The following is a 19,858-nucleotide window of genomic DNA, read 5'->3' as shown; positions in this document are numbered from 1 at the left end:
TCCGCGGCCAGGTGGCCGCGCCGGGGGTACCGGGAACGTCGCTCACCGGCCCTCCCAGTGCGGGTTCTCCCAGACGACGGTGCCGCCCATCCCGAAGCCCACGCACATCGTCGTGAGCCCGTAGCGGACGTGCGGCTGGTCCTCGAACTGGCGGGCCAGCTGGGTCATCAGCCGCACGCCGGACGAGGCCAGCGGGTGGCCGAAGGCGATGGCGCCGCCGTACTGGTTGACCCGCGGGTCGTCGTCGGCGATGCCGTAGTGGTCGAGCAGCGCGAGCACCTGCACGGCGAACGCCTCGTTGATCTCCAACAGGCCGATGTCGTCCATCGTCAGACCGGCCTTGGCCAGCGCCTTCTCCGTCGCCGGCACCGGGCCGATGCCCATCACCTCCGGCTCGACGCCGGCGAAGGCGAACGACACCAGGCGCATCTTCACCGGGAGCTCCAGCTCCCTGGCCACCTCCTCGGCGGCGATGACCGACGCGGTCGCGCCGTCGTTCAGGCCCGCCGCGTTCCCCGCGGTGACCCGGCCGTGCGGGCGGAACGGCGTCCGCAGCCCGGTCAGCGCGTCCAGCGTGGTGCCGGGGCGCATCGGCTCGTCGGCGGTGGCCAGGCCCCAGCCGGTCTCGCCGCCCTCCTCGGAGGTGCGGCGCACCGCGACCGGCACCAGGTCGGACTGAATCCTGCCGTCGGCGTACGCCTTGGCGGCCTTCTCCTGGCTGCGCACCGCGTACTCGTCGGCGCGCTCCCTGGTCAGGTGGGGGAAGCGGTCGTGCAGGTTCTCCGCGGTCATGCCCATGAACATGGCGGACTCGTCCACCAGCTTCTCGGAGACGAACCGCGGGTTCGGGTCCACGCCCTCGCCCATCGGGTGCCGGCCCATGTGCTCGACGCCGCCGGCGACGGCGAGGTCGGCGGCGCCGAAGGCGATCGCGCCCGAAACCGTGGTCACGGCGGTCATCGCGCCCGCGCACATGCGGTCGATGGCGTAGCCGGGGACGCTGCTCGGCAGGCCGGCCAGGATCGCCGCGGTGCGGCCGATGGTCAGGCCCTGGTCCCCGGTCTGGGTGGTGGCCGCCACCGCCACGTCGTCGACCCGCTCGGGCGGCAGCTGGGGGTTGCGCCGCAGCAGCTCGCGGATGCACTTGATGACCAGGTCGTCGGCGCGGGTCTCGTGATAGAGGCCCTTCGGACCCGCCTTGCCGAACGGGGTGCGGACACCGTCGACGAAGACGACGTCCCTGACGCTACGCGGCACGATGGCTCTCCTCCACGACGAGGGGTCCCTCCGGACGGAGGGGGAGTCCCGATGTCCACCCCCCATGCTACTCGCGGGTAACCGGGTGGCAAGCCCACCCAGGGAGGGAGTCGCTTCGGGCCGGTGGGGGCCGCGTCAGGCGTCGGCGCCGAGGGCCTCGACCAGCACCTCGGCGGTCTGCTCGATCTGCCACTCCCGGGCGCCGAGCTGGCGGAGCGCCGTCGTCACCGCCTCGCGGGAGCGCTCGGCCGGCGGCTCCCAGCACAGCCGCCGCACCACGTCGGGGGCCAGCAGGTTCTCCTGCGGCAGCCGCAGCGCCTCGGCGTGCGCGGTCACCCCGGCCCGCGCCGCGGTCAACCGGGCCGCGGCCGCCGGGTCCCGGTCCGCCCAGGCCCGCGGCGGCGGCGGACCCTCGGCCGGCTGCCCCGGCTGCGGCAGCTCGTTCTCCGGCAGGCTCTTGGCCTGGTCGATCGCCGTCTGCCACTGCTGCAGCTGGCGGCGGCCCATCCGGTGCCCGAAGCCGTGCAGCCCGGCCAGCGTGCGGACGTCCGAGGGCATGGCCTGGGCGGCGGCGACGATCGCCGCGTCCGACAGCACCTTGCCGGGCGACAGGTCGCGGCGCTGCGCCATCCGGTCGCGCGCCGTCCACAGCTCCCTGACCACGGCCAGCTGCCGGCGTCGCCGCACCTTGTGCAGTCCCGAGGTGCGGCGCCAGGGGTCCTTGCGCGGCGGGGGCGGGGGCGCGGCGGCGATGGCCGCGAACTCCTCCAGGGCCCAGTCCAGCTTGCCCTGCCGGCGCAGCTCCTCCTCCAGCGCGTCGCGCAGGTCGACCAGCAGCTCCACGTCCAGGGCCGCGTACCGCAGCCACGGCTCGGGCAGCGGCCGGCTCGACCAGTCGACGGCCGAGTGCCCCTTCTCCAGGCTGTAGCCCAGCACGGTCTCCACCATCACCCCGAGCCCGACGCGGGCGAAGCCCGCCAGCCGTCCGGCGAGCTCGGTGTCGAACAGCCGGGTGGGGACCATGCCTATGTCGCGCAGGCACGGAAGGTCCTGGGAGGCCGCGTGCAGCACCCATTCGGTGGGGGCCAGCACATCGCCGAGCGAGGAGAGGTCAGGACAGGCGGCCGGGTCGACCAGAGCGGTGCCGGCGCCCGCCCGGCGCAGCTGGACCAGATAGGCGCGCTGCCCGTACCGGTATCCGGAGGCGCGCTCCGCGTCGACGGCGACCGGGCCGTCGCCGGCCGCGAAGGCGGCCACGACGCGGTCGAGCGTGTCGGTGTCGGCGGTGACCGGGGGCACTCCCTCCCGGGGGGTCAGCAGCGGTACCGGCGCCGGTCCTGACGGCTCACGCGTGGAGAGATCAGGGGAGGCTTCGGCGGTTTGCTGAGCGTCGGTCACCTGTCAAGGGTAACTGTGTGCGTACGGTGCACAACGTCTCCCCGTAGGACCGGTGGCGGGGCGTGGCAACCGCCCGCCGGACCGGCCGATGACCTGCGGAAACGGTCATGGCAGGGGGGTCGGGCGGGTGTCGCGACGAACCCGGTGTGAACTCTGGGCGAACACGTGCGCGAGCCCGGATACCGGCGCGCGGCCGGCGGACGCGCCGGACGCCCGCCCGGCGGCCGCCCTAGTGGATGATGCCGGTGCGCAGCGCGACCGCCACCATGCCGGCCCGGTCGCCCGTGCCGAGCTTCCTGGCGATGCGGGCCAGGTGGCTCTTCACGGTCAGCGCGGACAGCCCCATGGAGACGCCGATGGCCTTGTTCGACTGACCCTCCGCCACCAGCCGCAGCACCTCGACCTCGCGTCCCGACAGCTCGCGATAGCCGCCCTGGTGCCGTGGCCCGCCGGGCTGTCGACGGTGCATCCGGGCCGCCGCCGCGCCGATGTGCGCCGCCCCGTGCCGCACGGGCGGGCCGAGGTTGTTCCGGGTGCCGGTGACGACGTAGCACTTCACGCCGCCGGCCAGCGCGTTGCGCACCGCGCCGATGTCGTCGGCGGCGGACAGGGCGAGCCCGTTCGGCCAGCCGGCGGCCCGGGTCTCGGACAGCAGGGTGAGCCCGGACCCGTCCGGGAGGTGAACGTCGGCGACGCAGATGTCGCGGGGATTGGCGACTCGGGGGCGGGCCTCCGCGATGGACGACGCCTCGATCACATCCCGCACGCCGAGGGCCCACAGATGGCGGGTCACGGTGGAGCGGACACGAGGGTCGGCCACGACGACCATGGCGGTCGGCTTGTTCGGGCGGTAGGCGACCAGGCTTGTGGGGTGCTCAAGAAGAACAGACACCGGGCCTCCTGGACGGTGGGGGGTGGGGACAGGATCCATGTGAGCCGACTTATCGGAAGATTTCAGAAATTCCTGAATGAGTCGGTGTGATCCGGATGGTAAGGGTCACTGAATCCTTCGGCAGGAGCCGGCCGCGGCTTTAGGAAATGATCACGAACCGGTGATTCGTCATCCCGGCCGGCCGGCCACCACACCCCGTGCTGACGTCCGGACCGCCCCGTCCGCGCTACACCCGGCGCGGCCCGCGCCGGCGGGGGAGCGCCGTCACCGCGGGGCTGCCGCTCTCCGGCGGCAGCCCCGCGCACTGCGCCAGCAGGCCACACCAGGCCAGCAGGTGCGCCCCGGCGGCGGCCGGGTCGGCGGGCGTCCAGGAGGCGCGCAGCTCCAGCTCGGCGCTCGGCGGCCGGCCGGCCAGGCCGCCGAAGAACGAGGAACCGGCGTGGGTCACCGTGCCGCTCGGCTCCCACCGCTCCAGCCCGCGGGCGTCCAGCGCCTCGGTCAGCCAGGACCAGGCCACCTCGGGCAGCAGCGGGTCGGCACCCAGCTCCGGCTCCAGCTCCGCCCTGGCCAGCGTGACCATCCGGAAGTCGCCCTGCCAGCTCGTCTCGCCGGCCGGCTCGTGCAGCAACACGAAGCGGCCGTCGGCCAGTTCCTCGCCGTCCAGGCCGACCGTCGCCTGGAGGGCGAACGCGAACGGCGCCATCCGCCGCGGCGCCGGCAGCGGCCCGATCCGCACCTCGGGGCGGGGCCTGGCCGCCTCCAGCGCCGCCACCGCCTGCCGGAACGCGCGCGGTGCCCCGGACGCGGGGTCGTGCATATCTCCGGACTCCTCCGCCGTGGGGGTACGAGACGCTGCCATGGCGGGTAACCCTAGGCGCCCATCCGGCCGCGCGACGGTAGCCACACCAGCGAGGCCGGACCGTGACCGGGCGAGCGCCGGACCGTGACCGGGGCGCGGGGTTGCCGGGGCCGCGCCGTGGGGGTGCCCAGCGGGCCCCCGGGTGCCTCGGGCTGGCCCTCGCGGGCATGGGAGACTGCTGGGCGTGACTGTGACCGACTCCCCCTTCCTCCGGGCCTGCCGCCGCGAACCGGTGCCGCACACCCCGGTGTGGTTCATGCGCCAGGCCGGACGCTCGCTGCCCGAGTACCGCAAGGCGCGCGAGGGCATCGCGATGCTCGACTCCTGCATGCGCCCGGAGCTGGTCACCGAGATCACCCTGCAACCGGTGCGCCGTCACCAGGTGGACGCGGCCGTGCTGTTCAGCGACATCGTGATCCCGCTCAGGGCCATCGGCGTCGACCTGGACATCCGGCCGGGCGTCGGCCCGGTCGTCGCCCGCCCGTTCCGCAGCCGCGCCGACCTGGAACGGCTGCGCCCGCTGGAGCCGGACGACGTGAAGTACGTCTCCGAGGCCGTCCGGATGCTCACCGGCGAGCTCGGCGACACGCCGCTGATCGGCTTCGCCGGCGCCCCCTTCACGCTCGCCAGCTACCTGGTCGAGGGCGGCCCGTCGCGGCACCACGAGCACACCAAGGCGCTGATGTACGGGGACCCGGCGCTGTGGGCGGAGCTGCTGGACCGGCTGGCCGGCATCACCTCCGCCTTCCTCGACGTGCAGATCGAGGCCGGGGCCTCCGCCGTGCAGCTCTTCGACTCGTGGGTCGGCGCGCTGTCGCCGGCCGACTACCGGCGTGCGGTGCTGCCCGCGTCGGCCCGGGTGCTCGGCGCGGTCGCTGACCGCGGGGTGCCCCGCATCCACTTCGGGGTGGGCACCGGCGAGCTGCTCGGGCTGCTCGCCGAGGCCGGCGCCGACGTCGTCGGCGTGGACTGGCGGGTGCCGCTGGACGAGGCCGCCCGCCGCGTCGGCCTCGGCAGGGCGCTCCAGGGCAACCTCGACCCGGCCGTGCTCTTCGCGCCCCGGGAGGCCGTCGAGGCCGAGGCCGACCGGGTGCTGAAGGCCGCCGCCGGCCTGCCAGGACACGTTTTCAACCTCGGCCACGGGGTGCTCCCCGACACCGATCCGGACGCACTCACCCGGCTGGTCGCCTACGTCCACGAGCGCACCGCCCGCTGACCTGAAGGTGCGGTGGTCATTCGCCGCCGGCGGTCGGCCCCTCCGGACCGGCCGGCGCGCTCCTGGTGAGCATCCGCTGACGCAGCGCCCGGGCGACGAGCGCGAGCAGGAGCAGCGTCACGGCGAAGGGCAGCACGGCCACGACGACGGCGACGGCCCACGCGAGGCTGGTGACGAACGCGTGCCAGCCGCCGGACAGCGCGCCGCCGATCGACGGCGCCGCCGACTCGTCCCCCTCCTCCTCGTCTCGCCGGGGGCTTGCCTGCGGTTCGCGCAGCTCCAGGGTGATGGTCGCCATCGCCGTCTGGCCGCGCAGCGACTCCTGCTGGGACCTCAGCGCCTCCAGATCGGCCTGCCGGGTGCTGAGCTCCGTCTCCAGGGCGACGATGTCGCTGATCGACTCCGCCTCGTCCATCAGCGCCCTGACCCGCCGCACGCTCTCCTCCTGGGTGGCGATCCGGCTCTCCACGTCCACCACCTGGTCGGTGACGTCCTCGGTGTTCACCTCCCGCTCCACCAGCTCGCCGAGGCCGGAGATCTCCGACAGCACCTCCTCGTAGCGCTCCTGCGGCACCAGCAGGGTGAGGGTGGAGCGCGCGTCCCCGTCGGCGTCCCGGTCGGTGCTCTCCGAGCCCACGTAGCCGCCGGCCCGCTGGGCCAGGGCGACCGCCTCGGCGTGCCCCGCCGCCACGTCGTCGCGGAGCACGGTGAGGCTGGCCGTACGGATCAGGTGCTCGGGGGACAGGTCGGGCATGGTGTCGCTGGCGGCGGCGTCGGCGTCCGCGGCACCCTCGGACCGGGACGCCTCGTCCGGGGCCGCGGCGTCGCCGCCCGCCCCGCCCTCCGCGGCCCGTGCGGCCGACTCGCCGTCACCGGAGTCCTCGTTGGCCCCGCTCGTGCACCCGGTGAGCGCGAGCAGCCCGGCCAGCGGCAGCGCGAAGAGCGTGGTCATCCGTCTGCGGCGGCGCCCGGCCGTGCCGCGGGAACTCGACTTCGTCATGAGAGACCCCCTCAACTCGTGGTTCCTGGACGGCGTTTGGACGTGGCCGGGGGGAGCGCGGTTTCCTTCCGCCGGCCGCCGTGGAGGCGCCTCCCGGGCCGCCCGGGCCTGCCCGGCCAGGGCGGGGTCCCACTCCGGAACCCACTCCGACGTCTGGGAGAGTGAAGCCATGCATGTGATCGTCATCGGCGGCGGGATCGCCGGCCTGGCCACGGCGCACGGGCTGCTTTCCCCAGGCCCTGGGGGCCTGGGAGGTGCCCCCGTCGCCGGAGTCCGGGTCACGCTGCTGGAGGGCTCCGACCGGTTCGGCGGGAAGCTGCGGACCGGGCACGTCGCCGGCGTCGGCGTGGACGTGGGCGCGGAGGCCATGCTGGCCCGCCGCCCCGAGGGGGTGGGCCTGGCCCGCGCCGTCGGCCTCGGCGACGCGGTGCGCTCGCCCGCGCTCAGCTCCGCCGCGATCTGGACCGGGGGCGCGCTGCGGCCGATGCCGCAGGATCACCTGATGGGCGTGCCGGGCACGGCCGCCGCGCTGGCCGGGGTGCTCTCCGACACCGGCCTGGCCCGGGTCGCCAGGGACGCCGAACTGCCGCCGCTGGAGCTGGCGGAGGACGTGGCCATCGGCCGGCTGGTCGCCGAGCGGATGGGGCAGGAGGTCGTGGACCGGCTGGTCGAGCCGCTGCTCGGCGGGGTGTACGCGGGTGACGCGTACCGGATCTCGCTCCGCGCGTCGGTGCCCGCGCTGTTCGAGGCGGCCAGGGAGCACGACTCGCTGCTCGCCGCGGTCCGCTCGGTGCTCCGCCACCGCCCCGACGATCGCCGCGCGCCGGGCGAGCCGGTCTTCGCCGGTCTCGACGGCGGCCTCGGCACACTCCCGGGCGCGGTCGCCGAGGCCTGCCGCGCCAGCGGCGGCGATCTGGTGACCGGCGTCGCCGCCACCGGGCTGCGGCGCACCGGGCGGGGCTGGGCGGTGGCCCTGGACGACGGGCACTCGCTCGCCGCCGACGGCGTGGTGCTGGCCGTGCCGGCGAGCGCCGCCGCGCGGCTGCTGGCCGCCGAGGCGCCGGCCGCCGCCGGGGAACTCGGTTCCGTCGAGTACGCCTCGATGGCGATCGTCACCATGGCCTTCCGGCGCGAGGACCTCGCGCGCCTGCCGCGCGGCAGCGGCTTCCTGGTCCCGGCCGTGGACGGCCGCACCATCAAGGGCGCCACGTTCGTCAGCGGCAAATGGGACTGGGCCGCGGGCGCCGATCCCGGTCTCTTCCTGCTGCGCGTCTCGATCGGCCGGCACGGCGAGACGGCCGCGCTGGAGCGGGACGACGCCGCGCTGGTGCTGGCCGCGCTGGAGGATCTGGGGGACGCCACCGGGCTGTCCGCGAAGCCGGTGGACTCCCTGGTCACCCGCTGGTCCGAGGGGCTGCCGCAGTATCCGGTCGGGCACTGCGACCGGGTGGACCGGATCCGCCGCTATCTCGCGGGACATCCCGGGCTGCGGCTCGCCGGCGCCGCGTACGACGGGGTGGGCATCCCGGCCTGCGTCGCCAGCGGGCAGCGCGCGGCCAGGGAACTGCTGGCCGCGCTGCCGCCGGGCCCGCGCGACGAGCCGACCGGAGACCGGCCGGCGGGGTGACCGGACCCCGCCGCCGGGACGGCGACGGGGTCCGTGACCCGGGTTCCCGGGTCGGGTCCCTGGGTCGGGTCCGGAGGTCTCGGCGGGCGGAGCCCTCGGTCCCCGGACCCGGCGCGCCCGCTAGCTCTGCACGGCCATGACGCAGGCCTCGAGCGCCGTGGACCGTGCCACGCCCGCCCCGACGAGGTCGCCGGTGCATCCCGTGACGTCGCCGGCGGCGCCCTTGTCGCAGGCCGCGGTCTGGTCTCCGGCGACACCGGCGTCGGCGAGGTACGCGGAGCAGGAGGCGGTGTCGGCGTGGGCAGGTGTCGCGGTGATCAGAGGCAAGGCGCCGGCGGCCGCGAAGAGGATCGCTGTCGCCGCGAGACGGAGTCTGCGGATCATGTGGTGCTCCCATCAGTGCTGTGAGCCGTCCTGCCATTACTAAGAGTAAGGGGACGAACGCGACAGGTGAAGAGGGTGTGGGGCGGCGCTCGCCGCACGCGTCGGGCGCCCGGTGGTCGTCGCGCACTCGGCGGGCGGGGGGATCGGCGTGGCGGCGCCGAGGGCGGGGTACGGGCCGCCGCGTCGGGCGGGTGGCGGGCGGGAGACAATGACGGCATGACGGACCGCGACACCTCAGCCCCCGCCGCCCCGGCCGCCGGCAACGCCGGGAAGCGGGCCAGGGAGCTCAACGAGACCATCCGCTACACCCTCTGGTCGGTCTTCCGGCTGCGCCAGCCGCTGCCCGAGGACCGCACCGGATACGCCGACGAGGTCACCGAGCTGTTCGAGCAGCTGGCGGCCAAGGACACCACGGTGCGCGGCACCTACGACGTCTCGGGGCTGCGCGCCGACGCCGACGTGATGATCTGGTGGCACGCGGCCACCGCCGACGCGTTGCAGGAGGCGTACAACCTGTTCCGCCGCACCCGGCTGGGCCGGACCCTGGAGCCGGTCTGGTCGAACATGGCGCTGCACCGCCCGGCGGAGTTCAACAAGTCGCACATCCCGGCCTTCCTGGCCGACGAGACGCCGCGCGACTACGTGAGCGTGTACCCGTTCGTCCGCTCCTACGAGTGGTACCTGCTGCCGGACGAGGACCGGCGGCGGATGCTCGCCGACCACGGCCGGATGGCCCGCGGCTACCCGGACGTGCGGGCGAACACGGTCGCCTCGTTCTCGCTCGGCGACTACGAGTGGATCCTCGCCTTCGAGGCGGACGAACTGCACCGCATCGTGGACCTGATGCGCCACCTGCGCGGCTCCGAGGCCCGGCGCCACGTGCGCGAGGAGGTGCCGTTCTACACCGGCCGCCGCAAGCCGGTCGCCGATCTGGTGGCGGGCCTGGCCTGACCCCGCGCGGTTCGGTGGGCCGAGGTCCCGTGCCGGGTCACCGGACCCGGAGGACGAGCCGGCACGCGCACGCCGCCGGCCTCCAGCCGGCGGTGGGCCTCGGCCGCCGCGTCCAGCGGCATCGGCACCAGCGCCCCCGGCCACAGCGTGCCCCCCGCCAGCAGCCGGTTCACCGCCCGGGCGGCCTCCGCCAGTTCGGCGGTGGTGGCGCCCGAGATGACGAAGCCGAAAAGCGAGCGGGTGCCCAGGTACAGGTCGCCGACCGGCAGTTTCGGACGGGTCCGCATGCCGGCCAGCAGCACCGCGCGCCCGCGCTCCGCGAGCAGCGGCAGCGTGCTCACCAGGTCGTTGCGGCCCGACGTGTCCAGGTGCAGGTCCACCCCGCCCGGCGTGGCCCGGGCGATCCGCGCGGCGAGGTCCGGATCGCGGTAGTCGAACGCCGTCGCGCCCAGCTCGCGGACCCGACCGAGGTCGTCGGCGCTCGCGGTGGCCAGCACCCCGGCGCCCGCCTCGACGGCCAGCACCACGGCCGCCCGGCCGATGTTCCCCGCGCCGCCGAGCACCAGCACCGTCTCCCCGGCCCGCAGCCGGCCGTGCGTGAACAGCGCCAGGTACGCGGTGGCCGCGGGCTGCGCCACGGCCACGGCGGCGGCCGGATCCACGCCCGGCGGCAGGTGGTAGAGCGGGTCCACGGGCACCACCGCCCTCCCCCGGGCCTTGGCGGCCCGGAGGTACCCCCATGCCGCGGCTCCCTGGCGCCCGGCGTGGCCGAGGCTGTTGCACCAGACCGCGTCGCCCACCGCGAAGCCGGGTGCCCCGGGGCCCGCGGCGGCGACCGTGCCCACCAGGTCCCGACCGATGACGAACGGGAACGGGGTCGGCGTGCGCCAGGCGCCCGGAGCGCACGAAGGTGCCCACCGGATTGACGGCGGACACCTGTACGTCCACCAGCACGTCGGTCGGTCCCGGCTCGGGGTCGGGCAGTTCGCCGTGGCGGATCACGTCGGGGCTGCCGAGGGCTTCGATGTAGGCGGCTCGCATGTCCGCATTGTCACCGCTGGGTCGCACGGCGGTGGGCTACCGTCGTCGTCGTGAAGCTGGAGCGAGTCGGCCGCCGCTACGGCCGCCGGGGTCCCTGGGTGCTGCGCGACGTCGAACTGGAGCTGCGGCCCGGCTCGTTGGTGCGGATCGAGGGCGCCAACGGGTCCGGCAAGTCCACGCTGCTGCGGCTGCTCGCCGGCATCGACACGCCGAGCGCCGGCCGGGTCAGCGGGCGGCCCCGCTCGGTCGCGTACGTCCCCGAGCGCTTCCCGCCCGCACTGCCGCTGACCGCGCTGGGTTACCTCGGCCACCTGGCCCGGGTGCACGGCCTGCGCGGGTCGCGGGCCGTGCGGGCGGCCGAGCACTGGCTGACCCGCCTCGGCGCCGGCGAACTGGCCGACGTGCCGCTGCGCGAGCTGTCCAAGGGCGGTTGCCAGAAGGTGGCGGTCGCGCAGGCGCTGCTGGCCGAGCCCGATCTGCTGGTGCTGGATGAGGCGTGGACCGGGCTCGACGCGACGGCCCGCGGCGTGCTCGACGAGGCCGTACGGGAACGGGTCGCGGCGGGCGGCACGGCGGTCTTCGTGGACCACGACGCGCGGCGGCTCGCCGGCGCGGCGCCCACGGTGCACCGCCTCGACGGGGCGCGCGTGCTCCCCACGCCCGCCGAGCCCGCCGGGCCCCGCCCGGCGGGTGTGGCCGTGATCGTGGCGGAGGGGCCGCCCGGATCCCGGCCACCCGCCGGCCTGCCCGGTGACCCCCGAGCGGAGCGGCTGCCGGACGGCGCCGTCCGACTCACCGTGTCCGCCGCGGAGTCCGACGCCGTGCTCCGCGCCCTCCTCGCCGCCCATCCGGCCTGGCACATCAGGGCGGTGAGCCCCCGCCGATGACCCCGCTGTTCGCCCTGACGCGCTATCAGGCGGCGCTGCTGCTGCGCTCGTACCGCTGGCTGCCCCCGCTGCTGCTCTACCTCGTCCTGCTGGGCGTCGGCGTCCAGACCGGGGAGCCGGTGCTCGACGCGCTCGGCTACGCGGCGGCGGCGCTGCTCCCGGTGGCGGCCTGGCTGGTCCGGGTGTGCGTCACCACCGAGCCGCCCGCCGCCCGGGCCTGCGTGAGCGCGGCGGCCGGCGGCTTCCTGGCCCATCTGGCCGGCGTGCTCACGGCGCTGACCGCCGCGGTGCTGCTCGGCACGGCCGGCACGGCGGCGGTGACCTGGGCCAGCGCCGAACTGGCCTCGGACCGCAGCACGGTCATCCCGTCGCTGCCGGCCGCCGGCTCCGGCCTGCTGGCGATGCTGACCTGCGCCTTCCTCGGCACGGCGCTCGGCGCGCTCGGCAACCGGCCGCTGCTGCGCAGCCCGGGCTGGTCGATCGCCGGCACCAGCCTGGCCGCGGTGCTGCTGCTGGCGGCGAGCGCGTCGCCCGCGAACGCCGCGGTCAGCAGCCTGATCACCGGCTCGCAGGAGGGCGAGGTGCACTGGCCGGTATGGCCCTGCGCCCTCGCGGCCCTGCTCGCCGCCGCCTCCACCACCATCGCCTGCCGCGCCGCCACCCGCCGCTGACCCCTTCCCGGGATCGTGAGCCGCGTCCGCTGTCCGGGTCGGTGTCGACTTCCCCAGGACCCGAGCCCGGTCCGTTGCCGCCGTCTCGGCGCTGACCCCCTTCCGGGGATCGTGGGCCGCGTCGGCTGCCCGCGGATGCCGGGCAAGTCCGCCGGTCTCGCCCGGTGCCGTGCCTGGTCCGGCGAAGGAAGCTTGGCCTGGCCCGCAGGCCACGTCCGGCGCTGTGCCCGGGGCCAGCGCGGCAGGCTGGGCCGGCTCGGGGGTTCGCGCCCGGTCGCTGTGTCTGGGTCGGTGACCGCGGACGAGCGCGCCGGTCTCGGTTCGGCACCGTGGCCGGCTTGGGGGAGGAACCTCGGGTCCTGGTTCGTGGGTTCGCTGCCGGCGTCGTGCCCGGGCCCGGGAGGGAACCTCGGCCGGGCTCGCCGGCCGTGCGTGGCGAAGCGAGCCCGGCCGCCCGGCGGGGCCCCCGTTGCCGGTCCGGCGGACATTCAGCACGGGCGCTGTTCCGGCCAGCCCGACCCGGCGGGGTCGCTGTTCCGTTCCGTCGGTCACGCTAACCGCCGCACCGGACTCGGGTTCGGCTCCCGTCGTGTCCTCGACGGGCCCGGCCCACACACCGGCCGGGCCGTCCCACGGCCGCGAGGGGCGCGGCCGTGGGGTGGCGGTGGGCATCCGCCCGGACCGGCGGCAAGCCGGTCGTGTCACACTGCGCGCCATGCGACGCCTGATTCCCGCTCCCGCAGATCCGGCCGACCACGAGTGGACGCCGCAGGAGGTGGCCGACGCCTACGCCTATCCGGCGGGCGACTGGCCGGACGGCGCCTGGTTGCGCGCCAACATGGTGGGCTCGGTGGACGGCGCCAGCCGTTTCGACGGGCGCTCCGAGCCGCTCTCCGGGCCGCCCGACAAGCTCGTGTTCGGCGTGCTGCGGGCGCTGGCGGACGTCGTGCTGGTCGGCGCCGAGACGGTGCGCAAGGAGGAGTACAGGCCGGCCCGCGGCCGGGCCGAGTTCGCCGGGCGCCGGGCCGCCGCCGGCCAGGCGCCCGCGCCGGCCATCGCCGTGGTCAGCGCGAGCCTGGACCTGGACTTCGACCTGCCGCTGTTCACCGACCCGTTGGTGCCCACGCTCGTGCTGACCGGCGCGGACGCCCCGCCGAGCGGGGTGGCCGCCGCCGCGGCGGCCGGTGCCACGGTGTTGGTCGCCGGGCCCGGCGGCGCCGTGGACCCGGCGCGGATCAAGCCCGAGTTGGCCGCGCGTGGCCACACCCGGCTGCTCTGCGAGGGCGGGCCCCGGCTGCTGGCCCAACTCGCGGCGGGCGGCGCCCTGGACGAGCTCTGCCTGACCATCACCCCCCGGATGGTGGCCGGCACGGTCGCCCGGGTGATGGACGGCCCCGAGCTTCCCGCGCCGCGGGAGCTGGAGCTCACCGACCTGCTCACGGAGTCCGGATATCTGTTCGGGCGTTACGTCGTTCGGGATTCGTGGGGGTGAATCCGGCGGTCTGGAGAGTCTGACAATCCGCGGAATGCCTCGTTCCATTTATCCTGTTGTGCGGAGACTGCACGCACCACCACGCCCCGACCGGCCGGAACGAAGGGCGCTCACCGTGATCACGACTGTCCTCATGATCGAAAGACCCCTGGTGCCCAGCGACGTCGAGCTCGTCACCACGCTGCACGGCGAGGAGGAGCTGTCCTTCGTCGTGCTGATGCAGCCGCGCGGCGACCAGGACCGGCTGCTCCGCGCGCTGGACGACGTGGCGCTCGGCGAGTTCGGCGACGCCGTCCGCGAGGCGGACGAGCCGGAGGGCGACGACGCGCGCGGCCCCGCCCAGCGCGCCCTCGACCATTCCGTGTTCGCGCTGCGCGCCGCCGGCGCGCACGCGGTCGGCCAGCTCGTCGGGGACCATCCGCTGGACCGGCTCTCCTCGGTGGTGCGGCAGACCGACGCCGACGAGGTGATCGTGCTGACCGCGCCGCACTACGTGGAGGAGCTCTTCCACCGCGACTGGGCGGCGCGGGCCCGGCACAAGGTCGGCGTCCCGGTGCTCAAGCTCTTCGCGCACGCCGACTGAGGCACGCCGGACCGAGGCCCGCCGGCCGGCCGCGCGGCGGCCGGGGGCGCGCCGGCGCCGCCCAGCGCCCGGGCGTCGCGACCCCCGGAGATGCGACAATCGTCGGGCACGGGGGCGCGAGCGCCGCCGCGCGCGTCCCAGGAACCCAGGAACCACGCGTCAAGGAGCACTGGATGGCATCGGCGGTCCCGACCGCGATGGAACGCCCCCACTTCGTCGGCATCGGCGGCGCGGGGATGTCGGGCATCGCCAAGATCCTCACCCAGCGCGGCGCCCGGGTGTCCGGCAGCGACTTCCGCGAGTCGACCACCGTCACCGCGCTGCGCGCCCTCGGGGCCACCGTGCACGTCGGCCACGACGCCGCGCACCTCGACGAGGATGCCAGCTGCGTGGTGGTCTCCAGCGCCATTCGGGACAGCAATCCGGAGCTGGCCGCCGCCCGCACCCGCGGCCTGCCCATCCTGCACCGCTCGGACGCGCTGGCGGCGCTGCTCGCCGGGCGCCGCACCATCGCCGTCGCGGGCACCCACGGCAAGACGACCACCACCTCGATGCTCGCCGTCGCCCTGCGCACCCTGGACCTCTCCCCGTCGTACGCCATCGGCGGCGACCTCGACGTGCCGATCTCGAACGCCGAGCACGGGGAGGGCGAGCTGTTCGTCGCCGAGGCCGACGAGAGCGACCGCAGCTTCCACCGGTACGCGCCCGAGGTCGCGATCATCCTCAACGTGGAGCTGGACCACCACGCCAACTACGCCTCGATCGACGAGATCCACGAGTCGTTCGAGGCCTTCGTGGACCGGGTCCAGCCCGGCGGCACCCTCGTCATCAACGCGGACCACGAGGGCGCCCGCAAGCTCACCGCCCGGCTGCACGACCGCGAGGACCTGCGCATCGTCACGTACGGCGAGGCGGCGGACGCCGACGTCCGGGTCCTCAGCGTCACCCCCACCGGACTGTCCAGCGAGGTCGTCGTCGAGCTCGACGGGCGCCGCCTGATCATCCCGGTCTCCGTGCCGGGGCGGCACTACGCGCACAACGCGGTGGCCGCGCTCGCCGCCGGCACCGCCGCCGGCGTCCCGTCGGCGGACCTGGCCCGGGCGCTCGGCAGGTACACGGGGGCGCAGCGCCGCCTCCAGCTGCGCGGCGAGGCCGACGGGGTGCGGGTCATCGACACCTACGCCCACCACCCCACCGAGATGACCGCCGACGTGCAGGCCGTGCGCGACGCGGTGCGCGGCGGCGCCGAGGATCCGGACGGGCGCCGCATCCTGGTGCTCTTCCAGCCGCACCTCTTCAGCCGCACCCGGGAGCTGGGCACCGAGATGGGCGAGGCGCTGGCGCTCGCCGACGCCTCGGTGGTGCTGGCGATCTATCCGGCCCGCGAGGACCCCATCCCGGGCGTCACCAGCGAGCTGGTCACCGCCGGGGCGCGGGCCGCCGGCGCGGAGACGCATCCGGAGCCGGACCGCGAGGCGGCGGTGGAGCGCGTCGTGGGAATGGCCAAGCCGGGTGATCTCGTTCTCACCATGGGCGCGGGCGACGTCACCGAGCTCGGCCCGCGTATCCTCGCCCGCCTGGCCGAGCGGGCGTAACACGGCAGCACGAAAGGGATCACCCGATGGGTTACCAGGTGGAGAAGTCCGACGAGGAGTGGCGCGCACAGCTGTCCGAGGAGGAGTACCAGGTGCTCCGCCGGGCCGGCACGGAGCGGGCCTTCACCGGCGAGTACACGGACACCAAGACGGTGGGGGTGTACAACTGCCGGGCCTGTGGCGCCGAGCTGTTCCGTTCGGAGACCAAGTTCGACTCGCACTGCGGCTGGCCGTCCTTCTACGATCCGGCCGACACCGACGCGGTGGAGACCCGCCCCGACGACTCGCTGCCCGGTCGCCCGCGCACCGAGGTCCGCTGCGCCACCTGCGGCTCACACCTCGGCCACGTCTTCGAGGGCGAGGGCTACGGCACCCCCACCGACCTGCGCTACTGCATCAACTCCATCGCCGTCCGCCTGCAGGAGAGCTGATCCGGCGACGCGTCAGGCGGTCCGGCCGGGGGCGCTCAGGGAGTCCAGCCAGCCGATGAGCCGGGCTCCCTCGCGCGCCATGACGTCCGGGTCGCGCAGGGCGTTGGCCAGGAGCGACATGCCCTGGTAGGCGCCGACGAAGGTGACGGCGAGGCCGTCCGGGTCGGGCAGGCCCAGGGCCCGGAACTGCTGTCCGGTCCAGTCCAGCAGCCGCCGGACCACCGCGCCGACCGCCGCGTCGAGGGTCCCGTCGGCGCGCTTGTCGAGCTCGACGGCCAGGGTGCCGGTGGGGCAGCCGTGCCGGGCGGCGACGTCGCGCTGGCCGACCCAGGCCTCGACCAGCGCCCTGAGGCGGTCCCGCGGCTCCGGCAGCTCGTCCAGCCGACTCGTGAGTGCGTCCAGGTGCGCGCTGTGCTCGGCGAGGGCGGCCAGCACCAGCTCGTCCTTGGTCTTGAAGTAGTAGTAGACGTTCCCGAGGGGGACGTCGGCCGCCCGCGCGATGTCGGCGAGCGTGGTGCGTTCGACGCCCTGCTCGTGCAGCACCCGGGTCGCCTCGGTGACGAGTCGTCGGCGCTTGTCGGCCGCCCGTGCCCGGGGCTTCGTTGAGTTGGTCACCCAACTAACTATAGGTATCGGCCGAAGGGCCGTGCTAGGGTCGCGGCGAGCGAGTGAGTCAGCCAACTAACTAACTTCAGGAGATCGCCATGATCGTGGTGACGGGCGCGACCGGAAACATCGGGCGGACGTTGGTGCCGCTGCTGGCCGAGGCGGGGGAGGAGGTGGTGGCCGTCTCGCGGCGACCGCGGTCGCCGGAGCTGCCGGCCGGCGTCCGGCACGCCAGGGCCGACCTCGGGGACTCCGCGACCATGCGGCCGGTGCTGGCCGGCGCCGACTCCTTCTTCGTCCTGCTGGGCGGCGAGCTCAACGGCCACGGCGAGAGCCCGCACGCGCTGCTCGACGCGGCGGTGCACGCCGGGGTCAAGCGCGTCGTCCTGCTCTCCTCCCAGATCAACTCCACCCGTCCGCACGCCCCCTCGCACGCCCGACTGCGCGAGTTCGAGGACGCCGTGCGGGCGTCCGGGATCGGGTTCACGATCCTGCGCCCGGGCGGATTCGCCTCCAACGCCTTCGCCTGGGCGGAGTCGGTCCGCACCGGGCGCGCGGTCCTCGCCCCGTTCGGCGAGGTGGCCCTGCCGGTCGTCGACCCGGCGGACATCGCCGAGGTCGCCGCGGCCGCGCTGCGCGAGGAGGCCCACGCGGGCCGCACGTACGAGCTGACCGGCCCCGAGGCGGTCAGCCCGCGCCGGCAGGCCGAGGCGATCTCCCGGGCCCTGGGCGAGGACGTCGCCTTCGTCGAACTGTCCCGCGCGGCGGCCCGCGACCACATGGCGCGGTTCATGCCCGAGGAGGTGATCGACGGCACCCTGGACATCCTCGGCGTCCCGCTGCCGGCCGAGCAGGCCGTCAGCCCCGACGTGGAGCACGTCCTCCGCCGCCCGGCCCGGCCCTTCGCCGACTGGGCCGCCCGCAACGTGGCGGCCTTCCGGTAGCCGTCGACCCGGGCGCGCGGACGACACCGGGCGCCCGGCTCGCCGCCGCTTGCCCGGCGCCCCGGCGCCGCACTACCGTGCGCACCCGGATCACGGCTCCCGTCCGCGGTCCGGCCGACCGGCCAGGAGGTTCCGTGCCGCCGCGCATGACGTTGACCGCGATCACCCTCGACTGCCCGGACCCGGTGGCGCTGGCGGCGTTCTACCAGCAGGCCACGGGCCTCGAACCCGATCCGGAGTCGAACGCCGACTTCGCCGCCGTCCGCCGGGCGGACGGGCTCGTCCTCGGCTTCCAACGCGTCGACGACCACCGGGCCCCGCGCTGGCCCGACGGGACCGTCCCCCAGCAGCTCCACCTCGACTTCGCGGTCGACGACCTGGCCGAGGCCGAGACCCGACTGCTGGAACTGGGCGCGGACCGGCCTGACCACCAGCCGGGCGGCGACCGGTGGCGAGTCCTCACCGACCCGGCCGGACACCCCTTCTGCCTGGTCAGGACCTGACGTCGGCTCCGCTCGCGCCGTCGCGGCCGATGCGGCCGAGGGAGCGGTCGAGGAGGACCACGGCGAGCAGCAGGGTGGCCACGGCGATCAGGAAGATCGCCAGTTCGTGCAGGCCCGCGGTGTCGGCACGGTGGCCGAAGAACCCGGCCGTGGCGGCGGCCGCCGCCATCGCCCCGAGGTAGGTGAACGTCCGGAGCAGGCCGGCCGAGGAGCCCATCCGGGCCGGATCGGCCTGGAAGTACAGCGCGTTCTGGTTGGCGAGCCCGTTGAGGCCCTGGGGCGCGCCGACGATCAGCGCGATGGTGACCAGCAGCCAGATCGGGCTCTCCGCGTGGACCAGCAACAGCAGCACGCAGCCGACGAGCTGGCCCGAGGCGCCCAGCACCAGACTGCCGCGCACCGCCCGGCGCCGGGCGCTGAGGGCCGTGGCGGTGATCGCGGACAGGAACATCGGCAGCAGCACCAGCCCGGCCCCGGACGGGCTGAGCCCTCGTCCGTCCTCCAGCCACTGGGTCTCGCCGTAGAGGAACGCGTAGGAGGTGGTGTACGTCAGCACCTGCCGCAGGAACGTGGCCAGCAGCGGCAGGTTGCCGCCCAGCACCCGCAGGTCGAGGAACGGCTCCGCGATCCGCGACTCCCGCGCCACCAGGCCCGCGCCCGCCGCCACGCCGAGCGCCGGGAGGTACCAGAGGTCGGCGCGCGGGGTCATCACGAACAGCAGCAGCGTCGTGAGCAGGGCCGCGAACAGCGCCATGCCCGCCAGGTCCAGGCCGGCGGGCCGCCGCACGTCGGCGTCGGTGCCGTCGGCGCCCTTGCCGGCGTCGTCCGCCAGCGGCGTTCCCCTCGGCAGGCGCAGCGCGCCGAGGACGAGGCAGGCGAGGGACAGCGGGACGTTGACGGTGAAGATGGCGCGCCAGCCGCCCACATCGATCAGCAGGCCGCCGAGCGTGGGGCCGACGACGGACACGGTCTGGTTGGCGACGGAGAGCGCCGCGAGCACGCCGCCCGGGCTGTCGCGGCCGGTGCGCCGGGCCTCGGCGCGGATGAGGTACATCGACGCCGGATAGGCCGCGCACGTGCCGAAGCCGAGCAGCACCCGGGCGGCGATCAGCACCTCCAGGGAAGGGGCGACCGCGCCCAACAGGCCCGCCAGACCCACCAGCGACGTGCCCGCGAGGTACACCCGCCGGGGCCCGTACCGGTCGACCAGCCGGCCCAGCACCGGCTGGCCCACCGCCGTCGCCAGGTACAGCGCCGAGACCAGCCACACCGTCCGGGACGGCGGCGCGCCGAAGGCCACGCCGATGGGGACGAGCGCGACGGCGAGCATCGAGGAGTTCACCGGGTTGAGCACCGAGCCGAACAGCATCGGCAGGATCAGCCGGCGGTCGAAGTGGGTGGCCGGGGCCGGGGCCGGGGAGCGGCCCGGGCGCCGGAGGCGGAGGAGCCGGGCGCCGAGGCCGGTCATCGTCCCCCCTCGGTGATCGCGCCCATCCCCCCACGCTAAGCCCCTGGCCCAGG

The 19,858-nt window shown here is 75.3% G+C and carries 19 protein-coding genes and 1 pseudogene; 11 read left to right on the top strand and 9 right to left on the bottom strand.

Annotated features, from left to right (window positions below):
- Positions 1–42 precede the first annotated feature (42 nt).
- The 4 genes from ABGB06_RS25035 to ABGB06_RS25020 form a co-directional block, all read right to left on the bottom strand.
- Entirely contained in the window at positions 43–1,257 is a 1,215-nt protein-coding gene (locus tag ABGB06_RS25035) for an acetyl-CoA C-acyltransferase (protein WP_347593154.1), read from the bottom strand.
- A gap of 135 nt (positions 1,258–1,392) precedes the next feature.
- A complete protein-coding gene (locus tag ABGB06_RS25030; RefSeq protein ID WP_347593152.1) occupies positions 1,393–2,655 on the bottom strand; it encodes an HRDC domain-containing protein in 1,263 nt (420 codons plus the stop codon).
- 229 nt (positions 2,656–2,884) lie between these two features.
- Positions 2,885–3,547, bottom strand: a complete 663-nt coding sequence (locus tag ABGB06_RS25025; protein ID WP_347593150.1) for a response regulator transcription factor — start codon at positions 3,545–3,547, stop codon at positions 2,885–2,887.
- A 226-nt stretch (positions 3,548–3,773) separates the two neighbouring features.
- Positions 3,774–4,364, bottom strand: a complete 591-nt coding sequence (locus ABGB06_RS25020; RefSeq protein ID WP_347593148.1) for a DUF3000 domain-containing protein — start codon at positions 4,362–4,364, stop codon at positions 3,774–3,776.
- 226 nt (positions 4,365–4,590) lie between these two features.
- On the opposite strand from ABGB06_RS25020, the gene hemE reads away from it, so the two are divergent.
- Positions 4,591–5,622: a uroporphyrinogen decarboxylase gene (hemE, locus tag ABGB06_RS25015; RefSeq protein WP_347593146.1), complete on the top strand. Its 1,032-nt coding sequence runs from the start codon at positions 4,591–4,593 to the stop codon at positions 5,620–5,622.
- 16 nt (positions 5,623–5,638) lie between these two features.
- Here the strand turns inward: hemE and ABGB06_RS25010 are convergent, their stop codons facing one another.
- On the bottom strand, positions 5,639–6,622 hold the full coding sequence (locus ABGB06_RS25010; protein WP_347593144.1) for a DUF4349 domain-containing protein: 984 nt from the start codon (positions 6,620–6,622) through the stop codon (positions 5,639–5,641).
- Positions 6,623–6,791: 169 nt separating this feature from the next.
- Between ABGB06_RS25010 and hemG the strand changes: the two genes are divergently transcribed.
- Positions 6,792–8,249: a protoporphyrinogen oxidase gene (gene hemG / locus ABGB06_RS25005; protein WP_347593142.1), complete on the top strand. Its 1,458-nt coding sequence runs from the start codon at positions 6,792–6,794 to the stop codon at positions 8,247–8,249.
- 120 nt (positions 8,250–8,369) lie between these two features.
- Here hemG and ABGB06_RS25000 read toward each other — a convergent pair whose 3' ends face one another.
- On the bottom strand, positions 8,370–8,633 hold the full coding sequence (locus tag ABGB06_RS25000) for a hypothetical protein (RefSeq protein WP_347593140.1): 264 nt from the start codon (positions 8,631–8,633) through the stop codon (positions 8,370–8,372).
- Between the two features lie 216 nt (positions 8,634–8,849).
- On the opposite strand from ABGB06_RS25000, the gene hemQ reads away from it, so the two are divergent.
- The gene (hemQ, locus tag ABGB06_RS24995) at positions 8,850–9,584 is read left to right on the top strand and encodes a hydrogen peroxide-dependent heme synthase (protein WP_347593138.1); all 735 of its coding nucleotides are present in this window, start codon (positions 8,850–8,852) and stop codon (positions 9,582–9,584) included.
- A gap of 74 nt (positions 9,585–9,658) precedes the next feature.
- On the opposite strand, the pseudogene ABGB06_RS24990 reads toward hemQ, so the two are convergent.
- Positions 9,659–10,625 (bottom strand): annotated as a pseudogene (locus ABGB06_RS24990) (NADPH:quinone reductase); the annotation flags it as partial.
- Positions 10,626–10,675: 50 nt separating this feature from the next.
- On the opposite strand from ABGB06_RS24990, the gene ABGB06_RS24985 reads away from it, so the two are divergent.
- From ABGB06_RS24985 to msrB, 6 genes are all read left to right on the top strand, one after another.
- Positions 10,676–11,512 (top strand): ABC transporter ATP-binding protein, encoded by an 837-nt coding sequence (locus ABGB06_RS24985; protein ID WP_347593136.1) that lies wholly within the window; start codon positions 10,676–10,678, stop codon positions 11,510–11,512.
- Between the two features lie 5 nt (positions 11,513–11,517).
- Positions 11,518–12,183 (top strand): ABC transporter, encoded by a 666-nt coding sequence (locus tag ABGB06_RS24980; protein WP_347593375.1) that lies wholly within the window; start codon positions 11,518–11,520, stop codon positions 12,181–12,183.
- A 715-nt stretch (positions 12,184–12,898) separates the two neighbouring features.
- Complete coding sequence (locus ABGB06_RS24975; protein WP_347593135.1) at positions 12,899–13,675, top strand: pyrimidine reductase family protein; 777 nt, start codon at positions 12,899–12,901, stop codon at positions 13,673–13,675.
- A 115-nt stretch (positions 13,676–13,790) separates the two neighbouring features.
- The gene (locus tag ABGB06_RS24970; protein ID WP_347593133.1) at positions 13,791–14,258 is read left to right on the top strand and encodes an indole-3-glycerol phosphate synthase; all 468 of its coding nucleotides are present in this window, start codon (positions 13,791–13,793) and stop codon (positions 14,256–14,258) included.
- A gap of 173 nt (positions 14,259–14,431) precedes the next feature.
- Entirely contained in the window at positions 14,432–15,853 is a 1,422-nt protein-coding gene (murC, locus tag ABGB06_RS24965; RefSeq protein WP_347593131.1) for a UDP-N-acetylmuramate--L-alanine ligase, read from the top strand.
- A gap of 26 nt (positions 15,854–15,879) precedes the next feature.
- The gene (msrB, locus tag ABGB06_RS24960; protein WP_347593129.1) at positions 15,880–16,284 is read left to right on the top strand and encodes a peptide-methionine (R)-S-oxide reductase MsrB; all 405 of its coding nucleotides are present in this window, start codon (positions 15,880–15,882) and stop codon (positions 16,282–16,284) included.
- A gap of 12 nt (positions 16,285–16,296) precedes the next feature.
- On the opposite strand, the gene ABGB06_RS24955 is transcribed toward msrB, so the two are convergent.
- On the bottom strand, positions 16,297–16,899 hold the full coding sequence (locus tag ABGB06_RS24955; RefSeq protein ID WP_347593127.1) for a TetR/AcrR family transcriptional regulator: 603 nt from the start codon (positions 16,897–16,899) through the stop codon (positions 16,297–16,299).
- A gap of 89 nt (positions 16,900–16,988) precedes the next feature.
- Between ABGB06_RS24955 and ABGB06_RS24950 the strand changes: the two genes are divergently transcribed.
- Positions 16,989–17,834, top strand: coding sequence for an NmrA family NAD(P)-binding protein (locus ABGB06_RS24950; RefSeq protein ID WP_347593125.1), 846 nt, complete (start codon positions 16,989–16,991; stop codon positions 17,832–17,834).
- 134 nt (positions 17,835–17,968) lie between these two features.
- Positions 17,969–18,337 (top strand): VOC family protein, encoded by a 369-nt coding sequence (locus ABGB06_RS24945; protein WP_347593123.1) that lies wholly within the window; start codon positions 17,969–17,971, stop codon positions 18,335–18,337.
- On the opposite strand, the gene ABGB06_RS24940 is transcribed toward ABGB06_RS24945, so the two are convergent.
- Positions 18,327–19,805 (bottom strand): MFS transporter, encoded by a 1,479-nt coding sequence (locus ABGB06_RS24940; protein WP_347593121.1) that lies wholly within the window; start codon positions 19,803–19,805, stop codon positions 18,327–18,329. The two genes, ABGB06_RS24945 and ABGB06_RS24940, sit on opposite strands and share 11 nt — an antisense overlap.
- Positions 19,806–19,858: the final 53 nt, after the last annotated feature.

The sequence above is a fragment of the Streptomyces sp. B6B3 genome (assembly GCF_039871525.1).
Lineage (GTDB): Bacteria > Actinomycetota > Actinomycetes > Streptomycetales > Streptomycetaceae > Streptomyces.
The sequence above is the reverse complement of the archived record's forward strand: the minus strand, read 5'-3'. Positions and strand labels throughout refer to the sequence as shown.